19 protein-coding genes are annotated in these 24,593 nt (G+C 47.0%); 14 read left to right on the top strand and 5 right to left on the bottom strand.

The genetic code is table 11. From position 1 onward, the window contains the following. Positions 1–34 precede the first annotated feature (34 nt). Positions 35–1,315 (bottom strand): LysM peptidoglycan-binding domain-containing protein, encoded by a 1,281-nt coding sequence (locus J2S36_RS02060; protein WP_309955039.1) that lies wholly within the window; start codon positions 1,313–1,315, stop codon positions 35–37. 169 nt (positions 1,316–1,484) lie between these two features. Here J2S36_RS02060 and J2S36_RS02055 point away from each other — a divergent pair, with 169 nt between their 5' ends. Continuing rightward, a complete protein-coding gene (locus J2S36_RS02055) occupies positions 1,485–1,880 on the top strand; it encodes an Rv2175c family DNA-binding protein (protein WP_309955038.1) in 396 nt (131 codons plus the stop codon). 36 nt (positions 1,881–1,916) lie between these two features. Here the strand turns inward: J2S36_RS02055 and J2S36_RS02050 are convergent, their stop codons facing one another. Further along, on the bottom strand, positions 1,917–2,999 hold the full coding sequence (locus J2S36_RS02050; protein ID WP_309955036.1) for a polyprenyl synthetase family protein: 1,083 nt from the start codon (positions 2,997–2,999) through the stop codon (positions 1,917–1,919). Positions 3,000–3,146: 147 nt separating this feature from the next. Here J2S36_RS02050 and J2S36_RS02045 point away from each other — a divergent pair, with 147 nt between their 5' ends. After that, positions 3,147–4,487 carry a hypothetical protein gene (locus J2S36_RS02045; protein WP_309955034.1) on the top strand — a complete coding sequence of 447 codons (1,341 nt, stop codon included), beginning with the start codon at positions 3,147–3,149 and terminating at the stop codon, positions 4,485–4,487. 304 nt (positions 4,488–4,791) lie between these two features. Next, positions 4,792–6,336 (top strand): RNA polymerase sigma factor, encoded by a 1,545-nt coding sequence (locus J2S36_RS02040; protein ID WP_309955032.1) that lies wholly within the window; start codon positions 4,792–4,794, stop codon positions 6,334–6,336. Positions 6,337–6,409: 73 nt separating this feature from the next. Here the strand turns inward: J2S36_RS02040 and J2S36_RS02035 are convergent, their stop codons facing one another. Beyond that, positions 6,410–7,174: a 3'-5' exonuclease gene (locus J2S36_RS02035; protein WP_309955030.1), complete on the bottom strand. Its 765-nt coding sequence runs from the start codon at positions 7,172–7,174 to the stop codon at positions 6,410–6,412. 110 nt (positions 7,175–7,284) lie between these two features. Between J2S36_RS02035 and J2S36_RS02030 the strand changes: the two genes are divergently transcribed. The 7 genes from J2S36_RS02030 (at position 7,285) to J2S36_RS02000 (ending at position 17,299) form a co-directional block, all read left to right on the top strand. Further along, positions 7,285–7,506, top strand: a complete 222-nt coding sequence (locus J2S36_RS02030; protein ID WP_309955028.1) for a DUF7455 domain-containing protein — start codon at positions 7,285–7,287, stop codon at positions 7,504–7,506. A gap of 180 nt (positions 7,507–7,686) precedes the next feature. Further along, positions 7,687–9,849, top strand: a complete 2,163-nt coding sequence (locus J2S36_RS02025) for a DNA gyrase/topoisomerase IV subunit B (protein ID WP_309955025.1) — start codon at positions 7,687–7,689, stop codon at positions 9,847–9,849. A 587-nt stretch (positions 9,850–10,436) separates the two neighbouring features. After that, positions 10,437–11,420, top strand: coding sequence for an ABC transporter permease (locus J2S36_RS02020; RefSeq protein WP_309955023.1), 984 nt, complete (start codon positions 10,437–10,439; stop codon positions 11,418–11,420). Between the two features lie 4 nt (positions 11,421–11,424). Continuing rightward, positions 11,425–12,417: an ABC transporter permease gene (locus tag J2S36_RS02015; protein ID WP_309955021.1), complete on the top strand. Its 993-nt coding sequence runs from the start codon at positions 11,425–11,427 to the stop codon at positions 12,415–12,417. Then, positions 12,414–14,474, top strand: coding sequence for an ABC transporter ATP-binding protein (locus J2S36_RS02010; RefSeq protein ID WP_309955019.1), 2,061 nt, complete (start codon positions 12,414–12,416; stop codon positions 14,472–14,474). The genes J2S36_RS02015 and J2S36_RS02010 overlap by 4 nt, the downstream gene beginning before the upstream one ends. A 51-nt stretch (positions 14,475–14,525) precedes the next feature. Then, positions 14,526–16,211 (top strand): ABC transporter family substrate-binding protein, encoded by a 1,686-nt coding sequence (locus J2S36_RS02005; protein ID WP_309955015.1) that lies wholly within the window; start codon positions 14,526–14,528, stop codon positions 16,209–16,211. A gap of 113 nt (positions 16,212–16,324) precedes the next feature. Then, entirely contained in the window at positions 16,325–17,299 is a 975-nt protein-coding gene (locus J2S36_RS02000) for an N-acetyltransferase (protein WP_309955014.1), read from the top strand. 102 nt (positions 17,300–17,401) lie between these two features. Here J2S36_RS02000 and J2S36_RS01995 read toward each other — a convergent pair whose 3' ends face one another. Then, positions 17,402–19,885, bottom strand: a complete 2,484-nt coding sequence (locus J2S36_RS01995) for a DNA gyrase/topoisomerase IV subunit A (protein WP_309955012.1) — start codon at positions 19,883–19,885, stop codon at positions 17,402–17,404. Positions 19,886–20,070: 185 nt separating this feature from the next. On the opposite strand from J2S36_RS01995, the gene J2S36_RS01990 reads away from it, so the two are divergent. Both J2S36_RS01990 and J2S36_RS01985 read left to right on the top strand, forming a co-directional pair. Continuing rightward, complete coding sequence (locus tag J2S36_RS01990) at positions 20,071–21,255, top strand: alkaline phosphatase family protein (protein WP_309955010.1); 1,185 nt, start codon at positions 20,071–20,073, stop codon at positions 21,253–21,255. A 2-nt stretch (positions 21,256–21,257) separates the two neighbouring features. Further along, positions 21,258–21,893, top strand: coding sequence for a thymidine kinase (locus J2S36_RS01985; RefSeq protein ID WP_309955008.1), 636 nt, complete (start codon positions 21,258–21,260; stop codon positions 21,891–21,893). Positions 21,894–21,999: 106 nt separating this feature from the next. On the opposite strand, the gene sepH is transcribed toward J2S36_RS01985, so the two are convergent. After that, entirely contained in the window at positions 22,000–23,148 is a 1,149-nt protein-coding gene (sepH, locus tag J2S36_RS01980) for a septation protein SepH (RefSeq protein ID WP_309955006.1), read from the bottom strand. A 366-nt stretch (positions 23,149–23,514) separates the two neighbouring features. Between sepH and J2S36_RS01975 the strand changes: the two genes are divergently transcribed. Beyond that, positions 23,515–23,814: a DUF4193 domain-containing protein gene (locus J2S36_RS01975; RefSeq protein ID WP_309955004.1), complete on the top strand. Its 300-nt coding sequence runs from the start codon at positions 23,515–23,517 to the stop codon at positions 23,812–23,814. A gap of 106 nt (positions 23,815–23,920) precedes the next feature. After that, complete coding sequence (locus tag J2S36_RS01970; RefSeq protein WP_309955002.1) at positions 23,921–24,589, top strand: DUF3710 domain-containing protein; 669 nt, start codon at positions 23,921–23,923, stop codon at positions 24,587–24,589. The last annotated feature ends 4 nt before the right edge of the window (positions 24,590–24,593 follow it).

Genomic DNA, 24,593 nt, shown 5'->3' with positions numbered 1-24,593 from the left:
TCTGCGCGGTGATCCGAATCTGGAATCTGAAGTGTTAGAAGCGCTGCATTGCAGCTTTTACCTTGTTTACGTACCGCACGGTATCAGATTTCATGCCGTATTTCCGCACTCCGCCCAGACCTTGATAATATCCGGCAATTCCTTGTTCAAGTGAATCGGCATTCGCTTGGAGGTAGCGAATAATGGCCACGCCGGCAATGATATTATCTTGCGGATCGAGCAGATTTAACTGCCGACCAACCATCTGACCTGCCCACTTTCCTGAACTTGGAATTACTTGCATGACGCCAATCGCATTTGCTGGTGAGACGGCTGTAGCGTCAAATCCAGATTCGGTGTATGCGTGCGCAAGTGCAAGGCGTGGATTTACTCCCATCTTTTGTGCAGTGGCAATAATCATCTGCTGTACTTGTTGCTTTGATGGGATACTTGCCATCGCGTTCAGTGCGTACTTATTATCATTGGCAGCTGCAACGGTTTTTTCAGCATAGGTATAGCCAGGGAAATTATTTTTTACGAGCTGCTTGCGGGCAGGTGTATTTGCCGTTGTAGTTGCTGTTGGCGAAGGGGTGCTGGTGTTTGAATTACCAGAAATTCGGATTTTTTGTCCAACGTAAATGAGCGACGGATTTTTGATCCCGTTGGCTTGTGCGAGTGCATTTACGGTAGTGCCGAATTTGCGTGCGATTGCCCCGAGGGTATCGCCGGCTTTCACGGTGTAATCTGCTGATGGAGAAAGCTGAGATTTCGCTGGTGTTGCTGCTGGTGCCGGGGTGGGAGCGTGATTCGATCCGCTTGTAGTGCCCGGTGTCAGTTTGAGTACTTGCCCGACATAAATCAGTGACGGATTTTTGATTCCGTTGAGCTTGATCAGCTCAGCAATCGTCACTCCATAGCGTGAGGCAAGTGCGCTCAGTGTGTCTCCAGCTTTCACGGTATGCGTGAGCGGTGTGTTGCTTGCAGTGACTACCGTAGCGGGAGCAGTGCGCGTGCTCGCGAGAGGTGTTTGCTGGCTTGGGATCACAAGATGCTGACCGGCATAAATATAATTGCGCGCATTAATATTATTTGCAGCTTCCAGTGCGGAAACAGTGGTATTGAAGCGTTTTGCGATTGCCCAGAGGGTATCGCCGTGGCGAACCTGGTAGGAGAGTCCAGTAACGGTTTGTTTAACTGTTGCTGGATTGATTGCAGCTTTAAGTGCAAGGCTCCCTACAGTATTTGGTGCTGCCTGTGCGGTTGCCGGAGCGAAAAGAGTGAAGGCAGTCGCGGTGGCGATTGCGGCACTGGCGCCTTTTGCTGCTTGCTTGACCAAAATTCCTCCGATAATGAGTGATTTGAGAATCGTGATAACTATGTGAAAAATAATAGTTTTTGTGTACTGTGATTCTATTGTTACAAATGAGATGATAGTGCATATTGCGGCGTGTCGTAAAGCTATGTTGAAAAATTGCGTTTATTATCCGCTTAGCAGGAAAGCTAATTTGGTTGAAAATCGTGAATGGTGGAAAATAATGGGCTTGCAAGAAGACGAAAATGCACAATGGTTCAGCGTGCCAGAAGTTGCTGAAAAACTTCGGATCCGGTTACGAGATGTGCGTGCAATGCTTGCGCGAAAAGAGATCGTGGCGCTGCGCAGAGGGGTAAATAATGCGTTGCTGCTGCACGAAAGCCAATTCATCGACAGCGCAGCTGGTTTCACCCTGGTACCTGGGCTGAAGGGAACATTTACGGTCTTGGCAGATGGCGGATACAGTGACGAAGAGATGCTTGCATGGATGCTCACGCCAAATACGCAGCTTGCTACAACGCCAATCAATGCATTGCGGGCAGGACGGATCCATGCAGTGCGTACTGCAATTCTCACCAGTATGAACTAAACGAAGACAAGCTACTGAGAATTTTCCAAGTGCGATTTAAGCTTTGCGGTTTGTGAGCAATGTAAGCAGTTCGTGCAAGATCGGTGATGTAGTGTGCAGCTCGGCAACAGCCTGCGCAGCTTGTGCTTCACGTTCATAAATCAATGCTTCATGGGCCTGCAAAGCACCTGAATTTGCAATGAGCTGCTGAATTTTGCTGATTTCACTGTCCGAAAGTGGAAATCCTAAATGCGCGTCAAGAAACTCACGATCAGATTTTGAGAGCAATTTACGAGTCATCCCAATAAGTACCGTCCGTTTGCCTTCGCACAAGTCTCCGCCCGCAGGCTTTCCCGTATGTGCTGCTGACCCGAATACACCAAGATAATCATCGCGTAACTGGAAAGCTTCGCCCAGCGGCTTGCCGATCCTTGATAATTGTGCGATCTGAGCTGTGCTTGCGCCTGCAAGCGCTGCCCCGATTTTGAGCGGACAATCAACTGAATACCGTGCCGATTTATGATAGAGCACTTGGAAAGAATGCTCGATTTGGGCAGTAAAGTCTGTTGTAAAAGGCATAAATTCGGCCTGATTATCTAAGTATTGTCCAAATGCGACTTCCGCCGTCATGGAATGATATAACTCGCGTGCTCGCTGCAGTGCTGCCAGATTGGCAGCTTCGGCAGATTCAAATGTGTGCGCAGCAAGTGAAAGTAAATAATCGCCAAGGAGAATTGCGCTATTCGTGCCGAATTTTTTTTCTGATCCATCCAAATCATGCGATTGATGTAGCGCGGCAAAAGCGAGATGAGCAGCTGGTAGCCCGCGCCGTGAATCTGCTGCATCAATAATATCGTCATGGATTAGCGCTGAAGCTTGATACAACTCAAGTGCGGCACCTGCAGTTATCGGCAATTGCAGATGAGTAGGTGATGATGCTTCTTTCGGCGTGGCAAATAGCTGCCAGCCAGCGGCGAGGAAAGCTGCACGAGTGCGCTTTCCAAGCGTCAATAAAGCAACAGCTGGCTGCACAAAATCGGCAAAGAAATCTTTCGCAGATGGGATGAGCCAATCTGGAGGGCGAAGAGTAGCCGAAATTTTTGTATTGACGAGTGCACGGTATTCATCCAAAGAGGTCATACCTGATAGCTTAAAACACTTCAATTGAAATTTTCGATATCCAAGATCCAAATGCGGATTACCCACACTTTTGAAAATACGTTGCGTTCATCCACAGTAAGCACTTTTGCCTCGTGAAATATTGCGAAAAGCAACAAAATTTTGATTATGAAAACTATCCAAAATCTCCAGCATCCGCATGAATTACTGGTCGTAGCGCCACAAATACTGCGATTTCGCCCCATGAATAAAATAGTCATCACACTTGTCCGATGCGAAACTAGTATGAAAATCAATCTCGATCCAAATCTGATCTACATTACAAGCAGTGCAATTGGGCAAAGTCAAGATTCTGAAGCAGATCAGCGCACACGGCAGCTGCGCTGTCCACGATGTAACCGCAGCAAGCCACACATGATTGAGATTTTTTACGTCATTGATTTCATGGCGAAAGATCTGAAAGTGATCCTGCACAAACTACGCCAACAAATCAATCGAATGCCGATTTCAATAGTCAGCATTGATTGGTATTGCGAAGATCTTGCAGAGACGGTAAATAGCACGATCAATATTTCGCAGATCAAACAGACGCTCGAATTATTCACCAAGCACAAATGGGATCGCGAACGCGAAACTGATCATGCAGCAAGTGAAATAAAACCAGCGCAACAGCAAACAAAACAGAAAGATACTGGAGTAAAGCAAGAATCAACCAGTTATCAGCCGATCATCGTCTCACACATTACTGATTATCAGCATTGGATCGAAACACGGTATGTGCTGGAAAACTTGCAGCCAAAACAAGAAAATCAACCACCTTGCACACTCATGCATAATCTGCGAAACGATCATGAGAAAGCCCAGTTAGCGACAAAAATATGGGGTTATGAGCTGCTAGAGCGAGAAAGCATTGTGCGCAGATGGCTTACACAAGGACGTCCCTCACTTGCAAAAAGAAATCAAATGACGCAGCCACGTCTTACGCATCCGCAAACAACTGCAAAGATTTTAGCTGCAACCGCAAATCTACCCTGCAATATAAAACTTGGACGAGAACAATGGGATAAATATCTGCAAACGAAACAGATGATCAGGTTAGCCCGTGATGAATCAAATCTTGCATTACTTGCCAACCTGATTTCCGCAGCTGAACATCTCGAAATTCGTGATGCAATTTTAATTTACGGAGTGAATCTTAAGATAGCTAGATTTACGCAAATAGATATCGCAAACGCAGAGCGTTATCTACAAGAGGCAAGTGATATTCCACCAGACAATGAACGTATCCAAAAAGTAATTACGAAACTAAATTCAGTGGTCAGATACACTCCGCAAAATCATGCTGCACTATATGCGGCAATTGGCTATCTCCATTGGTGGAACGATTACCCAGCGGCGGCTTTCGAAAATGCACGCTGTGCGCTCGCGGCCAATCCGCATTATTCGCTTGGAAAACTTGTGCAGCAGGCGGTTGAGAGAGGGGTGCTGCCACCGTGGAAAACTAAATAAAAGATGCAGCAGATCAGCAGATCGCGGGTGCGGAAATAATGTAACAGAAGTAATCTGCTGCAAGGAAAATATCCCGTGATGGAGGCGCCACAAATGTGAAGTTTAGCGCCAAGTTTTTTGGAATAATTTGCGCTACCGTGTCGTTGAACGTGGCGAGTACGATATATCTTTCTGGTTTCGGCATTCGAAAACGTGAGATTTAGCCGATATACTGTTTATTTGAAGAAGTGCGAGTTGTGCGCAGATGCTCACTTTTGTGATTGCAGTTTCGCCAATTCTGATTTGCCGATACGAAAGGGCACACGTGGCTGTTTCCAAGAAGACCGTAAACGCTGAGAAAACTGAAAATATTGTGTTGGAGCGTCCAAAGACCATTGCACCCAAAAGTGATTGGGTTGAATACCACGTGAATGTAGGTCATCTAAGTTTTGATGAAGCACAAGCGATGACGAAAAAACAGCTGATGGAATTGCGTGCTGAAGCAGTTACTGCAGGAAGCTCAGCTGAAGTGGATCCGGCTATTGGCGAAAATGTAAAGCAAACGAGTGCAAAATCTGGAAAAACTACGCAGCAGACGAAACAATCGCCCACGAAATCTGCCGGAGTTACCGATGCGGATCAACTCACGGCAGAAACTGATTTACTGGCGGAAAACGATGAGATCGATGAGATCGCAGACGATCTTGCCAGCGTAGCAACTCCCGAAGAACCAGATCAGCTAGAGGAAGAAGAGATCGATCTTGACGAGGAGCCGGGAGAAGTGGACGACGATACCGATGAGGCTGAAACTGAGGGTGATCCAGAAGTGGAATCAGCCGAAGAGATCGAAGAATCTGAAGACGAAAAACACGCTGCAGCTCAGACGCGAAAGTCTGGCGGGTTCGTGATGAAGGATTCGGATGATACTGATGAACCGCAACAGCGAGTAATGGTAGCGGGTGCAACAGCTGATCCGGTGAAAGATTATTTGAAGCAGATCGGCAAGGTTGCTTTGCTGAATGCTGAACAAGAGGTAGAGCTAGCAAAGCGAATTGAAGCAGGTTTATTTGCGCGCCATATTCTTGATAATACGGAAATTGCGGATACAAAATATCGCCGCGAGTTGATTGCAATTTCACGTGACGGGCATGCTGCGAAAAATCACTTATTAGAGGCAAATCTCCGCCTTGTAGTTTCTTTAGCAAAGCGATATACCGGTCGCGGGATGCTATTTTTGGATTTGATCCAAGAAGGCAATCTGGGCTTAGTGCGTGCGGTTGAAAAATTCGATTATGCAAAAGGATACAAATTCTCAACTTATGCTACTTGGTGGATCCGTCAGGCAATTACGCGTGCGATGGCTGATCAGGCACGCACGATCCGAATTCCAGTCCATATGGTGGAAGTGATCAATAAGCTCGCTCGCGTGCAACGCCAAATGCTGCAGGATCTGGGGCGTGAACCAACCGTTGAAGAACTCGCGCATGAACTCGATATGACTGAAGAAAAGGTCGTTGAAGTACAAAAATATGGGCGTGAGCCAATTTCGCTCCATACTCCGCTTGGCGAAGACGGTGATAGCGAATTTGGTGATTTAATTGAAGATTCAGAAGCCGTTGTGCCAGCTGACGCGGTTGGTTTTACCTTGCTCCAAGAGCAGCTGCATCAGGTGCTTGATACGCTTTCTGAGCGTGAAGCAGGTGTCATTTCAATGCGTTTTGGACTGACTGATGGGCAGCCGAAAACTCTTGACGAAATCGGTAAAGTTTATGGTGTGACCCGTGAGCGGATCCGGCAGATCGAATCGAAAACGATGTCAAAGCTGCGACATCCTTCACGTTCGCAAGTACTTCGTGACTATCTCGAATAATTCTTGATTTTGTACTGAGAGCGCAATCGACAAAGTTTTAGCAACAATTGGGCTTGTGTACCTGAACTATCAACTACCGTAGTTTTGGTGCACAAGCCTCAGTAATATACATACTCGGAAATACTTTTTCCCCACTATGGCTACGCGCCATTTGCGTCTGCCGGATCCCAGCTAACTCATTTTTGACAAAATACAATAACAAATCGCTGGCTGAGCGTGCATCATCAAGTGCACAGTGCGCTTGACGCTGTGGTAATCCGATGCGAGCGACAAGCTGTTGGAGCGAATGCGAACCAGGAGTGCAGAAAATCCGCGACTGATCAAGAGTACAAATTGTTTCTGAAAGATTGACGCGAAACTGGTGAGCAGCCCGCACAAATTCCATATTCAGAAATCCAACATCGAAACGAGCATTGTGCGCAACAATGATTCGCCCAGCTAGAAGGCGGGAAAGCGGAGCTGCAATTTGGGAAAATCGTGGTGCGTTGCCAATGCTTGCATCGGTGATGCGATGTACAAAATGTGCGCCTAAATCACGGTCTATTTTTAGAAGAGTGGAAAATTCACCTTGTATCGCACAATCAGCAGCGAGCAAGACTAATCCGATTTCAACCACGCGGTCTTTTTCTGGGTGCAGTCCGGTTGTCTCAAGATCAAGTACTGCAAGCGGAGCTGCAAAAGAAACGTCAAAGCGGTGTGAAAAATTTTTATCACGGAAAATCGCGGAACTGACTGAACCGATTTGGGTAGTTTCATCCCGATTCCGCCCAAGTTTTTGCAAAGCTGCAAGCTGAAATTCGATTGTATCTGCGATGCCGTCATGATTCGTAATCTTCACAGAGAACAGCATACACTCGCAAGAATGAAAATCATCCGTGCGGTTTCGTCGTTCGCGAAAGTATGAAAATCAAAGGAAAAATTTTTCGATTATTGTGATTATATTTAAGTATGAATGAAAAGCACGAAGAGTTTTTGGAATCATCAAATCAAGATACATATAAGCTCACTACGCTAGATCGCTGTGATGCGTGCGGTGCACAAGCATATGTGCGGGCGCAGATGCCATTTGGGGTACTGCTATTTTGCGCGCATCATGCGAAAAAATATCAGGAGAAAATTTCCCAACTTGCCACTTCAGTGCTTGACGAAACTTATCGGATACAAGCATAAAAAATTCGATCTTGCAGAATTGTGAGCACATCTCTGGGAAAAATAAGTGACGATATTTGAGATCTATGATCCATCCTGATTTGTGCCAGTAAATACATCGCGGCTCATTTGAGTCGCGATGTGACTTTTCTAGCGTGTGCCGTTTAGCGGATCGAGAATCGAAATAGATACTATTGCAAAGTGACTGAGACTCAAGTAAAAGAAGCTTATACCGCACGGCACCTTTCAGTTTTGGAAGGTTTGGAAGCCGTTAGAAAGCGCCCTGGAATGTATATCGGCTCTACCGATTCGCGGGGCTTGATGCATTGCGCATGGGAAATTATTGACAATGCCGTTGATGAAGCGATCGAAGGTTACGCAAGTGAGATTTTCGTGACCTTACATGCTGACGGATCAGTAGAAGTGCAAGATGATGGGCGTGGGATCCCAGTCGATGAAGTGCCTGGTACTGGCGCTTCAGGCGTGGAAGTGGTGTATACGAAGCTCCATGCGGGCGGCAAATTTGGTGGCGGTTCTTATTCCGCATCCGGTGGTTTGCATGGTGTGGGTGCTTCTGTAGTGAATGCGCTTTCGGCGCGTTTGGAAGTTGCAGTAAACCGTGACGGGAAAACTTGGGCGATGTCATTTCGTCGCGGTGAACCGGGTATTTTTCAAGATAAACCGGGTACGATTTCGCCAGATTCGCCTTTTCAGCCATTTGTGGAAGAATCACAGCTGCGAGTGATCGGCAAGGTTGCAAAAAAGATCACTGGTACACGTGTGCGTTACTGGGCAGATCCGCAGATTTTCCCGATTGATGCGCAATTTAGTTTTTCTGAATTGCGTGAGCGTGTGCGCGAAAAAGCATTCCTGATTCCGGGGTTGAAGATTCACTTGCGCGATCAACGGATGCAAGCTCAAGGACGCTCCAGAGACGAAACTGAAATTGCAGCTAACGGCAATGAAGGGCAGCTAGAAGTATTTTGTTACGCAGGGGGAGTAGTTGATTTTGTAGATTTTCTGGCGCAAGATCCGGCAGTCACAGGCGTGATGCAGATCCACGGTTCAGATACTTTCACGGAAATAGTGCAAACTCTGGATAAAAATACCGGGCATTTGACGCCACAGGAAGTTGAACGTGAATGCATAGTTGATATTGCACTCAGATGGGGTACTGGGTATGAGAAGATCGAGCAATCTTACGTAAATATCATTGCTACACCAAAGGGCGGTACACATTTACAAGGATTTGAAAACGGGCTGGTAAAAGCAATTCGTGCACAGATCGAAGCGAAATCACGGCAATTGAAAGTAACTGCACGCGATGCGAAAATCGAGAAAGACGACGTGCTTGCCGGGCTTACTGCCGTCGTAACGGTAAAATTTCCAGAACCGCAATTTGAAGGCCAGACGAAAGAAATTCTTGGTACAGCACCGATTCGCCAAATCGTAGCGAAAATTGTCGATGCACAGGTGACAGAAATTCTGAATTCGAAAAAGCGTGATCAAAAAACAGAGAATGCGCGGTTGCTTGAAAAGATTGTGGCTGAAATGCGGGCGCGAATTGCTGCGCGAACGCAGAAAGAGATTTCACGCCGGAAGAATGCGCTAGAAGCATCGACATTACCTGCAAAACTGGCAGATTGCCGTTCAGATGATATTGCAAAATCGGAACTTTTTATTGTTGAGGGCGATTCTGCACTCGGTACTGCAAAGCTTGCTCGTTCTTCAGAATTCCAGGCGTTATTACCGATTCGTGGAAAAATTTTGAATGTGCAGAAGGCTTCAGCAGCCGATATTTTGAAGAATCAGGAAGTTTCGTCAATTATTCAAGTAATCGGTGCTGGTTCTGGGCGGACCTTCGATCTCGATAGTGCACGTTATGGCAAGGTCATTTTTATGACGGATGCTGATGTTGATGGAGCACATATTCGGACTCTCTTACTTACATTGTTTTTCCGATATATGCGTCCGCTTGTGGAAGCTGGGCGAGTCTATGCTGCTGTGCCTCCGTTGCATCGCGTTGAAGTGCTGGGCAAAGGTAAAGCAAAGCGTGAATATATTTATACTTACTCGGATGCGGAGCTGCATCAGGTGCTTGCGAAATTGGCTCGGCAAGGTCGCACGTATAAAGAGCCAATCCAGCGTTATAAAGGTTTGGGCGAAATGGACGCTGATCAGTTGGCAGAAACTACGATGGACCCCTCACGGCGGACATTGCGGCGGATCGCAATGTCGGATGAGGCTGCATTGCGGGATGCGGAGCAAACTTTTGAGTTGTTGATGGGGTCTGAGGTTGCACCGCGTAAAGATTTCATTATTGCTGGGGCTGCTTCAATTTCGCGTGAGCAGATTGATGCCTAAGAGTTAAAGATGATTCCAATCGGGCGTGAAGGATTATCTGATTATTTGATATTTTCGGAGCGTGGCGAACACAGAAGAGCTTGTATATTTATCCATGCCTATGTTTTACTATAAGTAAATATGGGTGCTATTTTCTTTTTGCGCAATCATCTAAAAAGTAAATAAATAATAAAACTTTGCGGAAAATACAGAAAAAGCGATTTAAGTAATGAAATAGTTTCTAAATCTCATTTCAGATTTACTATTTCTTTACTTATTTTAGAGGTGGTTTTGAATCAGAGAATATGTGAAGTATCTCTATACTTAGTATATTATTCGCCTTTTGAGGCAAAGAAATGACCATCTATGTAATAGAATATCAACAACTTGTAACTCTTTATCCACACCGTTGCACAATAAAATCCAATTCATGCGCTTTCAATAGCTGCTGAAAATGGGTAATGAATGCATTTTAATTCATTGGCATAAAGATTTACTGCAATAAGACAATGTCCACGGAATGTTGAGTGAGAAATATCGATACTTGGCAGTCCTCGATCATTTGGTACGGGATTCTGCGTCGCAGATCTTGTATCCAAGGAGAACCAATGGTTCGTTACTTAGCGAAGAAAGCGATTTCGTGGTTCGTGACGATATTTCTCGCCACGAATATCACTTATTTCTTGGCAAATTACTTTCTTGATCCAACCTCAACGTATGTTGGGCGACGGCCTCCATTGCCGCGTGAACAGATTCTTTCCACGCTTCAGCCACTGAATTTGAATCCGGAAGAGAATATTTTTGTCCGCTGGTGGCGGTGGATCACCGGAATTGTGACAAATTGGGATTGGGGTTATGCACCGCTCGGAACTCCAGTTGGTGAAGAAATTTCATACCGGATCTGGGTTTCTGCGCAGTTACTTTTGGGTGCAACGATTATTGCGGTGCTCATTGGGATAGCTCTGGGTGTATTCACTGCTGGTCGGCAATATTCAGGTTGGGATCGCGTGGTCCAAGGGATTGCAATTTTCGCTTTGAACTTACATATCGTGGTAGCTGGAATGCTGGTAGTGCTGCTGGCGCTGTGGATCAATAACGCGGCAGGAGTGCGGCTGCTCTATGTGACGGGAGCTGCTTCGCTTGATGTGGAAGGATTCTGGCCGCGGATGGTTGATATCCTGCAGCATTTAACATTGCCGACGATCGCGCTCGTTGCAACTTCCTTTGCTGGGTATTATTTCATGCAGCGTTCACTCCTATTGGACAATATCGAAGCTGATTATGTGCGTACTGCACGTGCGAAAGGTTTGACTCGTTCGCAGGCAATTCGCCGGCATGCCTTGCGCACTTCGGTGATCCCAGTTGCTACTTCCGTAGCTTTCTCGATTCCAGGCATCTTCACCGGTGCAGTGCTGACAGAAACAATTTTTAACTGGCATGGAATGGGTGAGTACTTTATCAAAACTCTCGCAGCAAATGATGTGCACGGCGTGGTAGCTGTGGCAGCTTTTGGCGCATTAACTACTGCAATTGGCGCAATCCTTGCCGATTTCCTTGTTGTCTATCTTGATCCGCGAGTGAGAGTGAGCTAAAAAGATGTCAAATAACTTTGAAAGCCGCACGACTACTTCCGATATCAATGCTAATTCTTCGTGCGAGACACAATCCCCACAGGCATACGTACTTCCAACGAATGAAGAATTGCGTGAGGAAAATGATGTGGCAGCTGAGCAGGAACTCTCGAAGCTAACGCTTTATCGGAAGCGTTTCTTCCGGAACAAGGCTGCCGTTGTAGGGCTGATCGTATTTGCGATTTTGGTACTTGCGGCGATCGTCGGGCCAATAATTGCCAGATTCTCATATGATTTTCTCGATTTTGCAGCTTTGTCTGAGCCGCCAAATGCGATTCACTGGTTTGGTACCAATGGCGATGGCGGCGATTTATTCGCAATGTCAATGCACGGGCTGGGGCGTTCGATCATTATCGCTGTTTCAGTTTCCTTCGCAACGGTACTGATATCCGCTATCGTTGGTTGTGTAACCGCATTCCTTGGCGGAAAAGTGGAAAAAGCAATGCTCACGGTGATCCACTTTCTGTTAGTGATTCCTTCTTTCCTGATTCTCGCATTGGTTGTTTCTTCCTATGGTGGAGATTGGAAGATTTTAATTGTGGCATTGATTGCCTTTGGCTGGATGTACCAAGCTCGCGTGATTTGGTCGCTTGCAATCTCTGTGCGGGAGCGTGAATACGTTACTGCCGCACGTTTTATGGGAGTGCCGGGTTTCAAAATCGTGCTGCGGCATATGATCCCAAATATTGGTTCGCTGCTCGTCATTAATCTGACGCTTGGCGTAGTTTCGACCGTCATGAGTGAAACTGGTTTATCATTCCTCGGGTTGGGCGTGAAGATCCCAGATGTTTCTCTTGGTACATTGCTCAGCGCTGGTGTGAATTCACTCGAATCTCAGCCGTGGTTATTCCTATTTCCAGCTGGTATTTTGACACTTTTGACAGTATCGATGGCACTTATTTCTGATGGCTTACGTGATGCCCTTGATCCAAACTCTGCTGCGGGAGGTAGAGCATGAAACCAATTCTTTCTGTGCGAGATTTACAAGTATCTTTTCCATCTGAAGCCGGGAGAGTAGATGCGGTCCGTGGTGTCTCATTTGACCTCGAACCAGGCAAGACGCTTGGGATCGTGGGCGAATCAGGCTCAGGAAAATCCGTTACTTCATTGGCAATTATGGGCTTGCTTCCAGAGTATGCAGCTGTGAGCGGTTCGGTAAAATTTGCTGGCGAAGAGCTCGTTGGGATGACGGATGCGCAGATGGCGAAACTTCGCGGAGCTGGGATCGGGATGATTTTCCAGGATCCGCTTTCCGCGCTCACTCCAGTTTTTGATGTTGGCACACAAATCGTGGAAGCTTTGCAGATTCATAATGATATTTCAAAAGAAGATGCCTGGAAGCGTGCTGTGGAATTACTGGAGATAGTCGGGATCCCGAATGCGAAAGAGCGGGTAAAATCCTTTCCGCACGAATTCTCCGGTGGAATGCGGCAACGTGTGGTGATTGCGATTGCAATTGCAAATAATCCAAAAGTATTGATTTGTGATGAGCCAACTACTGCACTCGATGTCACAATTCAGGCTCAGATTTTAGATGTGATCAAGACGGCACAGCGCGAAACTGGTGCAGCCGTAATCATGATCACCCACGATATGGGTGTGGTGGCAGGTAGCGCCGATGAAGTACTCGTGATGTATGCTGGCAAACCAGTTGAGCAAGCTCCGATCTATGAGCTTTTTGCTGCTCCGCGGCATCCCTATTCGGTTGGTTTGCTTGGTTCGATCCCGAAGGTGAATCAACGCGAGCATGAAGCTCTGGTGCCGATTGAGGGGAACCCGCCAATCGTCATTGATCTAGCTGATGAGTGCCCATTCATTTCCCGTTGCCCGGTGGCTACAGCGAAATGCCGGCTGGGTGAGCCACCACTTGTTGATGTGGCTGCTGAATATGTTTCAGATGCAGCGCATCAATCAGCTTGCGTACTTGCTGGGCAAATTCACAATGGAAAGATCGCTGGAAAAGATATTTTCCCAGTGCCAACACTTTCTGAGGCGAAATTCAAGGATGTTCCGCGTGAGGAACGCCAGACCGTGCTTGAAGTGCAGAATCTTGTAAAGACCTTCCCGCTGATCAAGGGCGCTTTGCTGAAGCGTCGTGTGGGAAGCGTATATGCGGTCAATGATATCTCCTTCGATTTGAAGGAAGGCGAATGTCTCGCGATCGTTGGTGAATCTGGCTGTGGTAAGTCCACTACTTTGCTCGAAATTATGGATCTTGGTGCGCACGTTACTGATGGTGTGGTGGTCTTGAATGGGGAAAATGTTTCCACTTTGAGCAAGCGCGATCGGCGGAATATGCGCAAGGATATTCAGATGGTATTTCAAGATCCAATGGGTGCCCTTGATCCGCGTCTTACAGTGAAAGAAATTATTCAGGAACCATTGACTGCTTTTGGACAAAAAGAAGGCTTGCGTGAGCGAGTGCAGGAATTGATGGCTTTGGTTGGTCTTGATCCAAAGCATATCGATCGTTTTCCAGGAGCATTTTCTGGCGGGCAGCGGCAGCGAATTGGCTTGGCACGTGCGCTTGCTACGAATCCGAAAGTAATTGTATTGGATGAGCCAGTATCTGCACTTGATGTATCGATTCAAGCGGGCATGATCAATTTGCTTGATGAGTTAAAGAATACGCTTGGGATTTCCTATCTTTTCGTCGCACACGATTTATCGGTGATTCGGCATATTTCAGATCGTGCTGCGGTGATGTATTTGGGGAAGTTTGTAGAAGTAGGTGATACTGATGCAATCTTTGAAGATCCGGTGCATCCATATACGCAGGCGCTGCTTTCCGCAATTCCGATTCCAGATCCAGAAGTTGAACGGAATCGTGAACGGCTGACGCTGGAGGGGGATTTGCCTTCGCCGACTTCAAATGAGCCAGGCTGCAGGTTTAAATCGCGCTGCCCGCTCTACAAGTCTTTTGATGGCGATGCTAAGGAGAAGTGCGATCATCAGACGCCGCTTTTGCAGGTGCGTCCAAATCATGATCATGCATATGCATGTCATCATCGGTAAAGATATACTACTTAAACTATCAGATACACACAACGAACAAAGGAGAAACGAATGCGTAAATCAGCAAAAGCTTTCGTCGCTCTTAGCGCAGCAGCAATGCTCGCACTAAGTGCATGCGGCGGAAAGAATGTTACGTCTTCTGGCTCTGCTGAGAAATCAGGGAAACAGGTTGAAGTAAAAGGTGTAGATTACACCAAGGCAAAGTATGAAGACTTGAAGGACGGCGGTACCCTTACGTTGCCTTTGGTTGAACTTAGTCCACAACAAAATCCATTCCATCAAGACGGTAGTGGGTACACGACTGATGTCTGGTACCTCTATAATCCACAAGTGGCGCTCTTCGATGACAAGGGTGAATGGTATGCAAATCCTGCATATTTGACCAATGTGAAAGCAGAAGAAAAGGACGGCAATACCGTCGTTACTTTCGATATTAACGAAAAGGCAAAGTGGAACGACGGCACCGATATTGACTGGACTGTATTCCGCGATACTTGGACGATCAATTCAGGTAAGGAACCAGATAAGTACCCTGCGGGCGGTACAGATGGATACGACCAGATTAAGTCTGTGGAGCAGGGCGCCAACGCTGATCAGGCAGTTGTGACCTTTGATGGCATTTATGCGTGGTGGCAGGGTCTGTTTAATATGTGGGCAAATCCGCATCTTGTTGACGCAGACGTATACGCAAATGGCTATTTGAAGACGCTGCACCCAGAATGGGGTGCTGGCCCATACAAGGTGAAGGAAGTTGACTTCAATCAAGGTGTGGTTTCTTTCGAGCCAAATGAAAAGTGGTGGGGAGATAAAGCAAAGCTTGATACCATCACCTACCGTCAGATGGAGACAAAGGCTGCAATTAACGCATTCAAGAACGGCGAAATTGATTACGTTTCTGCCGCAACGAAAGAAACGTATGCTGCTGTGAAAGAAATGAAAGACATCAAGATTTACACGGCAATGATTCCAAACAATTCCTTGCTGATGCTTAATTCTGAGTCTGAAGCACTGAAAGATGTAAAGGTTCGCGAAGCAATCATGGGCGGTATTGATCGTGCACAGATTTCAAAGATTCGCTTTGATGGTATTCCTTACACCGAAGAACTTCCAGGTTCATTCCTGCTCTTTGGTTCACAGCCGGGCTATGAAGATAATTTCGCAAAGAGTGTAAAGTTTGACGCGGAAGGTGCAAAGAAACTTCTTGATGAAGCTGGCTGGAAAGCAGGCGAAGATGGCATCCGTGAAAAGGATGGCAAGAAGCTTTCACTGGTTTACCCAGTTATCGGCGATGCTGAAGTAAGCAAATCAATTGCAAAAGCATTGCAGCAGATGATGAAGCAAATCGGTGTGGACTTCCAAATCAAAGAACGTCCTTCAAATGAATTCTCCCAGGTGTATACCAAGAAGGAATTTGATGCTTTCATGATGAGCTTTAGATCCTCAGATCCATTTGGTGTAGCATACTTCGATCAGATTTACGCATCTGATTCTGGACTCAATCTTTCCGGTACTGGTACTCCAGAATTTGATCAGAAGATTGCAGAATTGAAGAAGGTCGCTGATCCAAAAGAACAGATCGCTGCTGCAAACAAGCTCGAAGTTGAAGCTTTCAAGCTCCACGGGATTATGCCAGTGTTCAATGGTCCAGATGTGCGGGCGGCAAAAGACGGCTTAGCTAATTTGGGCGCAATGGGATTTGCAAAGAAGCCATGGGAGCATATTGGCTGGGTGAAGTAATTTCGCAAGTTACTGCATAATGCACAGACAGTAATCAAGAAATAGCAACTCGTAAAAAGGGTTGTCTGGGAAAGATTCCCAGACAACCCTTTTTCTATATTAAGATGAAGAACATGAATCATCAACAATGGTATTGGGAGTTTTTAACGCCAGCATGTATTGGCGAAGTAAGCACACTCATAGCTGCTGTTGAAGCCGCAGACCAGGCACCGATTCGGACCGCACGGCAAGAAGTAGAATCATATTTCAGTACGGTAATGCCATGGAAAGCACAAGGTGCAAGATCACTTCAGACTAACGAATTAATTGCTTTTGGCTTTGCACGTGCAGATACTGTGCTTGGCGAGTCAGTGATCACAATTTCAGGTGGTGTACATCCACAATGGCGCAGGCAAGGAATTGGTGCTGAACTGCTTACATTACAAATTGATCTGGCGCATCATCTCGGGGTGGAACTGGAGCTGGAGCAGTACACGATGAAAATGTTTATCGATGAGCGGCAGCAAGATTTTGCGCAACTCGTCAGTGCCACTAACTTCGTGCATGATTACACTTTCATCCAGGCACAGTTAAAGCTGCCAGCATTGAACGCAGATACTACCATTCCGTCTTTCATTGAAATTAAGCAACTTCCAGCAGAATATCTTGATGCGGTATTCGATGCGCGCAATAAACAAAGAAATCTCACTTTGGCACAGCAGGAGAAGGCAATCACTTTTAATGATTATACTGAACTCGGTTTTGAGCCGCGTTGGTGTTTCATCGCAGTTGATTTATTTGGCGATCGCCCTGAGCTTGCCGGGTATTTGCTGTGCTCAAGATTTAATCTGAGTAGTGAGATGGAAATCAGTGAAGAAGCCTATCTCGAAGAATTAGCTGTTTTTGAAAAATGGAGCGGACGCGGCATCGAAACCGCCATGTTTACTACTGCATTGGCGCAGTTCAGTGCGGATGGGATGGATCTTGCAGGTGTTGATTTGATCCAAAAAGCTGATGGCAGCGAAAAAGAAATCAATCAAATTCTGCGAGACCTTGGGTTCTCGCCGGTAGCTCGGACGAAGGTAGTACGTTGTGAAGTGAAGAATTGATCCAGCCTGCACCTGATACAATCAGCGCAAGCTATGATCTATGATCAGCGATTGTAAGCAGGCCAAGCAAAGGATCAAATTCCGGCGAAAGCTTCTTTCAAATCAGCCAATTCCAGTGATCATCCCAGTTACACGTGTGCCAGAAGCATCGCGGCGTTCATCAACTTCAGGTAATTCAACTGGTGCGCCACTTGTGGAAATCGCACGAGCTGGAGCTTGCCCAACCCACGCAATCGTCAGCTCATCTTCGCCACGCAAGAAACGCTGCGCCCGCACGCCACCTGTAGCTCGTCCTTTTGCCGGGAAACGATCAAGCGGAGTGACTTTTGCAGATCCAGGCTGTGTACCTGGAATTGCATCTGCAGAACTGGCAATAGTGACCACTAATTGCGCAGCTAAATCATCGCTTGGCACGGCTCCGAAAGCGATCACACTTGCTCCATCATTCAATCTGATTCCCGCAATACCTTGCCCACTGCGCCCTTGCGGACGCACACTAGTTGCCGGGAAACGGAGTAATTGGGCGTCAGAAGTAATGAAGACCAGTTGTGAATCATCATCAGCTACCGTGGCATTCACGATTTCATCGCCAGGAGCTAATTTGATCACTTCAAATGGTGCACGATTCGGATAATCTGGCACTACTCGCTTCACTTTGCCCTGTTTCGTAGCAATGGTTAAAGGAGGCAAAATATTTGTGCCAGAATCCGTGGCGGGATCCCCATGCGCTACCGGATCTGGGGAAGCGGGCAGCGGAATGATATTTACGATTTTTTCGGATTTTTCGAGCATCAGGATTTCATGCAATGAATTTCCTGCGGAAAGGCTCGGTGCATGTTCAGTTCCCGGAATTGCGGGCACATCAACTACTCTTAAATGATGTACCTCACCATTGGCAGTGAGCACGCCGATAGTGGAAAGATTGGAAGTAGCGATACAGCCAGCGATCGCATCATGCTTCGTCCGCGGACCTTCAAAAGAAATTGGTGTACTGCCAACGATTCGTGCCACTAATCCAGAAGCAGAGAAAAGTACATGGCAGGGATCATCCGAAACTTTCAACTGCAGATCCTGCTCCGCAGCAATTTGATTGCTGCTACCGTCAGTTTCCAAAAGGATCGTGCGGCGCGGTGTGCCAAACTCGTCAGCTATTTCCTGCATTTCCAGTGAAACCACTTGTTTCAGTTCATCTTCTGAACCGAGGATTTTTTCCAGCTCAGCAATTTTTGTGCGCAGTTCATCTCGTTCAGCGCTAAGTTCGATTTGAGAAAATTTCGTCAGGCGCCGTAAGCGCAGTTCGAGAATATATTCAGCCTGCAATTGACTCAAATTGAAAACATTCATTAAACGCTGGCATGCCGTTGTGGCATCTTCAGAAGTGCGGATCAGTTGAATTATTTCGTCAATATCGGCAATTGCAATCAGCAAACCTTCTACCAGGTGCAGCCGGTCGAGTGCCTTGTGCAGCCGAAATTCACAGCGACGCTTCGTCACACTCAAGCGATGATCAAGATAAACACGGAGCAACTCAAGCAATCCCAATGTGCGGGGTTGGCCAGCTACAAGTGCAACGTTATTAATCCCAAAAGATTCTTCCAGCGGTGTGTGCTTATAGAGCGCAGCTAATACAGCTTCTGGATGGAAAGCATTTTTTACTTCCACTACTAGCCGCATCCCATGATGCCGATCAGTGAGATTTTGCACTCCGGAAATGCCTTGTAATTTCTTTGACTGCACTCCATCTTTAATTTTTTCAATAATTTTTTCCGGACCTGTGAGATAGGGCAGTTCAGTAAAAATAATTCCCTTTTTCCGCGCTGTGATATTTTCAATCCGCGCTGTTGCACGGGTCTTAAATACTCCTCGACCAGTTTCATAAGCCTGTTTGATCCCGTCTAACCCAACGATTTTGCCGCCCTCAGGTAAATCAGGCCCTGGAATAAAACGCATTATTTCTTCGAGTGTGGCTTCAGGATGCGCCAATAAATGGCGTGCTCCAGAAATTACTTCACCCAGATTATGCGGCGCCATATTTGTAGCCATCCCAACGGCGATCCCAGCAGATCCGTTTACAAGTAGGTTTGGGATGGCAGCAGGCAATACTTCTGGCTGCAGCATGGTGTTATCGTAATTTGGCACCATATCGACTACATCTTCGTTGAGCGAAGCCGTCATTGCAAGAGCTGGCGGAGCCATCCGGACTTCAGTGTACCTTGGTGCAGCTGGCCCGTCGTCGAGCGAACCAAAATTTCCGTGGCCGTCAACCATTGGCAAACGCAATGTAAAATCTTGCGCAAGACGCACCATTGCATCATAAATTGCTGCATCACCATGTGGGTGCAAGCGCCCCATTACATCGCCGATCACACGGGAAGATTTTACGTGCCCTTTATCTGGACGTAAGCCCATCTGATCCATTTGAAATAAAATCCGCCGCTGTACTGGTTTCAAGCCGTCACGCGCATCAGGTAAAGCACGTGCGTAAATTACCGAATAGGAATACTCCAAAAAAGAATTGCGCATTTCCTGCGATACATCGATATCGATAATTTGTTCATTTACAGCTGTGTCTTTACTTTTTGCCATTCCTTAATTATCACTGAAAATCGGTAAATATCCGTGCTTGGCGCACCAGATGCTGCCGTGATGTTCCTGACGCTTGGCGCGCTTTACCGGCAAGGGCAGCAAAGCGTGCGAAAATGGGAAGGCTGGAGTGAATAATGTGAGGATGGATCGATTTGAGGTCGGCAAAGTGCGAGGAGCGAAAGCAAATGCAAAAAGATGATCACAATTTGGCAGCTGCAATATTTCCTCAAGCACCAAACCTCTCACATCTACTCTGGGGTGCATTTGGTGCACTCGAATTTGATTTTGCTGCATGTGATGATTTTGCATTGAATGAGCATCCAGCTGCGATAGAAGCCGAAGCTGCGCGAGCTTTGCTTGGTTTCCCATCCGTGCAACGAGTTTGCGTAGTGCTGGTAGACGGACTTGGATCACTGCAGTTACAAGCAAGACGTGGGCACGTGCCGAATTTGCGGCAGCTGAACTTGGAGTCGAAAATAACAACTGTAGTTCCTTCTACCACGGCTGCTGGAATTTCTGCTTTTGGTACGGGAATGCTTCCAGGGCAAAATGCAATGGCGGGATATTCCCTGCGTTCTCCGCGCACGGGAAATACATTCAGCCTCATCAAATGGGACGGATCGGGATACAATGCGCCGCAATGGCAAAGCGAGCCAACACTATATGAGCGTTTAAGCGCAGCACAACGTGCGCAAACGGCAATTATTCAGCCGCGTGAATATATCGGCTCGGGTTTGAGTTTAGCTGCTTTTCGCGGTGCGCCAGCGATTGCTGCAAAAACGCTCGAAGCACGCTTAGCTGCCGCTACCGCGCAATTTCAAAAAGGGTGCCGGATGGCATATGTGTATTGGGGCGAATTAGATAAGGTCGGGCATAAGTACGGGTGGCAATCTGATCAATGGATCGACGAACTGGAAAATCTGGATCGTGAGATTGGCATATTTTTGCGTTCTTTGCCGCCACAAACGCTGGTGATTTTCACAGCTGACCACGGAATGGTGGATGCTACTGAAAAAATCGATATCGCGCAAGAAACATTCCTTTCGAAAGGAGTTTCTCAAGTGGCTGGAGAGGAACGCGCCTTCCAAATTTATACCGATGAACCCCAGGAATTAGCGCAAAGGTGGCGTGAGCGCCTGGCGGATATCGCCTGGATCTTGACGAAAAATGAGCTGATTGAAAGCGGTTTATTCGGGCCGGTGAAAGATTTTACGGCACAAGTGATTGGCGATGTGATTGTTTTTTCCAAAACTGGTATTGGTTTTGTAGACTCAAGAGTGCATTCAGCAAGCGCGATTGGATTGATCGGGGTACACGGTTCTTTAACCGCGCAAGAGATGTATATTCCGTTGATTTGGGAGGTTTGCTAGCAGTGGCTGAACTCGTTTTTTATTCGGGCACAATGGATTGTGGAAAATCTACACTTGCACTGCAAACTGCATATAACTATCGTCAGCGTGGTCTGCGCGGAATTATTTTCTCGATGAATGACCGAGCAGGGGAAGGCAAATTATCCTCACGGCTCGGATTGATTTGGGATGCCTATGAAGTTCAAGCCAAGACGGATTTCTGGAAGGTGATCCACCAGCTGCGCCTCGAAAGCAGGGTGGACTATATTATTTGCGATGAGGTGCAGTTTTATAGTCGTGAGCAAGTAGATCAATTAGCGCGAATCGTTGATGAGGCTGGAATCAACGTCTATGGTTTTGGGATCACCACAGATTTTTTGACTCGTTTATTTCCTGGATCACAGCGGATGCTGGAACTGTCTGATCGTGTTGAACGGCTTCAGGTTGAAGCCTTGTGTTGGTGCGGAGCTCGTGCCACTCATAATGCGCGTACCGTCAACGGCAAGATGGTACGCGAAGGGGCGCAAGTGGTAGTAGGTGATACTGATGCTGGGGAAGTGGCTTATGAAGTACTCTGCCGGAAGCATCATATGCAAGGAATGACGGCAGTATCAGTGCACGCTAATGCACTTTCACAGCCAACACTCCTTGAAAAATAGTGCAGCAAAACTAGTGATAAAAATTGCATCAAGCTGTCAAAGATAAAGCAAAGCCAGCGTAGCTCTGAATTTGGCTGCAAAATTTCGATTGCCGGGTATTTCAGGTTTAATCACTATCTTTTGAATAGCCGTAGATGATCTCATCCCATGATGGCATCTCCGGGCGACCGCGCCGTGCTTTATTCTTAGCTTTCTCACCATTTGCACGTGAATTCTGGGGAGAATCAGCGCTTCTTGTATTTTCAAATCCTGGCAATGCCTGTTCTGTTTGTTGATTTGGTGTTGATGCTGGTGCAGAGTCGCCTTGCGCCTCCTGCAAATTTTGCGCAGAGTTTGCAGCACGTGCGGTCGGGAATTGTAAAATTTGTGCGTCCGTAGCATTTTCTGGCTCTGAATAGGCAGGATGTGCGCCAGCAAATGCTGGGTCTGTATCGATTGACGGAGCTGGACGCGAAATGCCGCGTTGTTCGTCAAGTGATGCCAGCATTGCGTCGATATCGATCGCAGGAGTAGCAGATGCGTCGTTTTGTGCTGGTACTTGAATCTCTGCAGATGCATTCCGATCGGTTTCAGCAGGCGAAGCAGGATCTGGATCTATTTGATTCCCACGTACCGCATTGATTTCGTTCACTTGCGGGGTGTTGAGCGGGCGCCACGGGTCGTTGGGAGCTGGGATCGGGGTATCCGTAAGCCAGGTGGCTTCATCATTTAATGGAGTAATGAATCGTGCCTTTGAATTTACCTGCCAGCGCGCTTCAACATCATTTCCCGCTACGCGATAGCGTGCAAGGAGGATCCACGGAGTGCCGGGGTGACGAATTGCATCCCACTCGATTTCTCCATCCGCTACGCCGCGGGAAATCAAACGTGAGGTGACGATTTCATCGATCGTCATTTCTGCCGAATCTTGATTTTTTTGAAATTGCCGTGCTTGATTCGCGATGAATTTTCGTTCGGCGATGATTGGTGAAGCAAGTTTTGATAGCTGTAGCGGGGGTAATGTACAGAGCTCTGAGACTTCGCTAATCGTTTTTCCTTGCCGGAAATAGGCTTGAATTTCTTTTGGTGAGGCGGGTGTTAAAGGGGCATCATGTGACTCTGCGGCGGCTTCATTTGCCGATTTTACTGGGATATCGCGCCGGAGCGCACCCCGGAGCTGGGGTGTGATTGCAGTTTCATAGCGATTACCGTCAGCATCATTGAAACTAAGTTTCTCGCCATTTGCATCTAAACCTAGAAACTCAAGTTCAATCATGAAAATTCTCCCAGCTGAAATTTACATTTTGTGAAATAACTAAATCCAGTGTTCATTCTCGCAGACCTTGCTTTTTGGAAATAAACACTTACAAGTTTGAATTTTAGTCGATTTGCACGAAAAAATCGGTCAGCAACACTGATTCTGATCACAGTGAATGAAATCGCTGAAAAGAAACTGTAATCTGCTCTTGCAAAAACTGCGCAGCTTTGATACAAAGACTTCGGACAAGAAAGTGCGTTTTACTCGGATTCCGCCTTCTGCAACATGTATCATTGCCGGAGTGATCCTTCGGTTTTGCCAATACTTGTTGCTTGGGATCACAGCGAAACGCAATTGGCACACACTTCCTGAAAGGCAGCCCAAATGGCCACCGATTATGATTCCCCACGTAAACAAGACGAAGAATTGAAGGCAGATTCGCTCGAAGAACTTGCCTCGCGTCGTTCGGATAATCAATCCAATGCGGTAGATGTAGATGAAGCAGAAGCTGCCGACGGCTTTGAACTTCCTGGTGCTGACTTATCCAATGTAGAACTTTCTGTGGCTGTGATCCCACCGCAGGATGATGAGTTTACCTGTTCACAGTGTTTCTTAGTGCATCACCGTTCGCAGCTGGCGTATGAAGAAGCTGGTTTGCCGGTCTGCTCCGAATGTGCTTCCTAAGATTGTGAAGATGATGGCGGGTAATTGAAATCCGCTGAATTTGCGAGAGCAAATTCTCGCCCTACGGCAACGGAAAATGCAATAAGAATTTGAGCTTGGAGGAATTATGGCTTTATTTTCCCGAAAAAAGCAAAGTAAGGCTGAGTCTGCACAAACAAATGAAGTGCAATTAGATGCTCCTTTCGCAGCTACTAATGGTGCAGATTCCGCTGATGCAAGTGCTCCGGTGGCAGAAAAGTTTTCACGTGCTGACGGTCCATTTGATGCCGCTGAATTAGCTGGGCCGGGAAATCGCTTGGAGGCAGGCTCGCTGTGGTTGCCAGTGACTCCCGATACGAGATTGCAGTTTTCAACGGATGAACGCCAGGAGACGATTCTCGGGGTGGTTTATTTAATGGAAGATTCGGCGTTGCAATTGCAAGCTTTCGCCGCTCCGAAGTCACGCGGGATCTGGGATCAGGTGCGCCTCGATATGCGCACTTCGATCGCTCAGCAAGGCGGTTCCTCGCAAGAGGTCGATGGTCCTTTCGGCAAAGAATTAATGGCAATGATGCCATTGGCAGAAAGCCAAAATTTTGCCCCACATCGTTTTCTCGGGATCGATGGGCCGCGCTGGCTCTTGCGTGCAACCTTGTATGGGCGTGCTGGTGCTGATCCGCAGGCAGCAGCGCCCTTGATCGCGATTTTGCAAAATATTGCAGTAAATCGGGGTGCTGATCCGTTGGTCCCGCGCTCACTTCTTCCGTTGCAGCTTCCGCAGCTGAGCCAAGAGTAAAGAT

The sequence above is a fragment of the Arcanobacterium hippocoleae genome, from assembly GCF_031456295.1.
Taxonomy (GTDB): domain Bacteria; phylum Actinomycetota; class Actinomycetes; order Actinomycetales; family Actinomycetaceae; genus Arcanobacterium_A; species Arcanobacterium_A hippocoleae.
This window is presented reverse-complemented; position numbering and strand designations above follow the sequence as displayed.

Excerpts from the sequence above, each read along its gene's own strand:
- J2S36_RS02050 (WP_309955036.1), bottom strand. The coding sequence starts at position 2,999 with ATGACCTCTTTGGATGAATACCGTGCACTCGTCAATACAAAAATTTCG.
- J2S36_RS02045 (WP_309955034.1), top strand. The coding sequence starts at position 3,147 with ATGAAAACTATCCAAAATCTCCAGCATCCGCATGAATTACTGGTCGTA.
- J2S36_RS02030 (WP_309955028.1), top strand. The coding sequence starts at position 7,285 with ATGAATGAAAAGCACGAAGAGTTTTTGGAATCATCAAATCAAGATACA.
- J2S36_RS02020 (WP_309955023.1), top strand. The coding sequence starts at position 10,437 with ATGGTTCGTTACTTAGCGAAGAAAGCGATTTCGTGGTTCGTGACGATA.
- J2S36_RS02015 (WP_309955021.1), top strand. The coding sequence starts at position 11,425 with ATGTCAAATAACTTTGAAAGCCGCACGACTACTTCCGATATCAATGCT.
- J2S36_RS02010 (WP_309955019.1), top strand. The coding sequence starts at position 12,414 with ATGAAACCAATTCTTTCTGTGCGAGATTTACAAGTATCTTTTCCATCT.
- J2S36_RS02005 (WP_309955015.1), top strand. The coding sequence starts at position 14,526 with ATGCGTAAATCAGCAAAAGCTTTCGTCGCTCTTAGCGCAGCAGCAATG.
- J2S36_RS02000 (WP_309955014.1), top strand. The coding sequence starts at position 16,325 with ATGAATCATCAACAATGGTATTGGGAGTTTTTAACGCCAGCATGTATT.
- J2S36_RS01995 (WP_309955012.1), bottom strand. The coding sequence starts at position 19,885 with ATGGCAAAAAGTAAAGACACAGCTGTAAATGAACAAATTATCGATATC.
- J2S36_RS01990 (WP_309955010.1), top strand. The coding sequence starts at position 20,071 with ATGCAAAAAGATGATCACAATTTGGCAGCTGCAATATTTCCTCAAGCA.
- sepH (WP_309955006.1), bottom strand. The coding sequence starts at position 23,148 with ATGATTGAACTTGAGTTTCTAGGTTTAGATGCAAATGGCGAGAAACTT.
- J2S36_RS01975 (WP_309955004.1), top strand. The coding sequence starts at position 23,515 with ATGGCCACCGATTATGATTCCCCACGTAAACAAGACGAAGAATTGAAG.
- J2S36_RS01970 (WP_309955002.1), top strand. The coding sequence starts at position 23,921 with ATGGCTTTATTTTCCCGAAAAAAGCAAAGTAAGGCTGAGTCTGCACAA.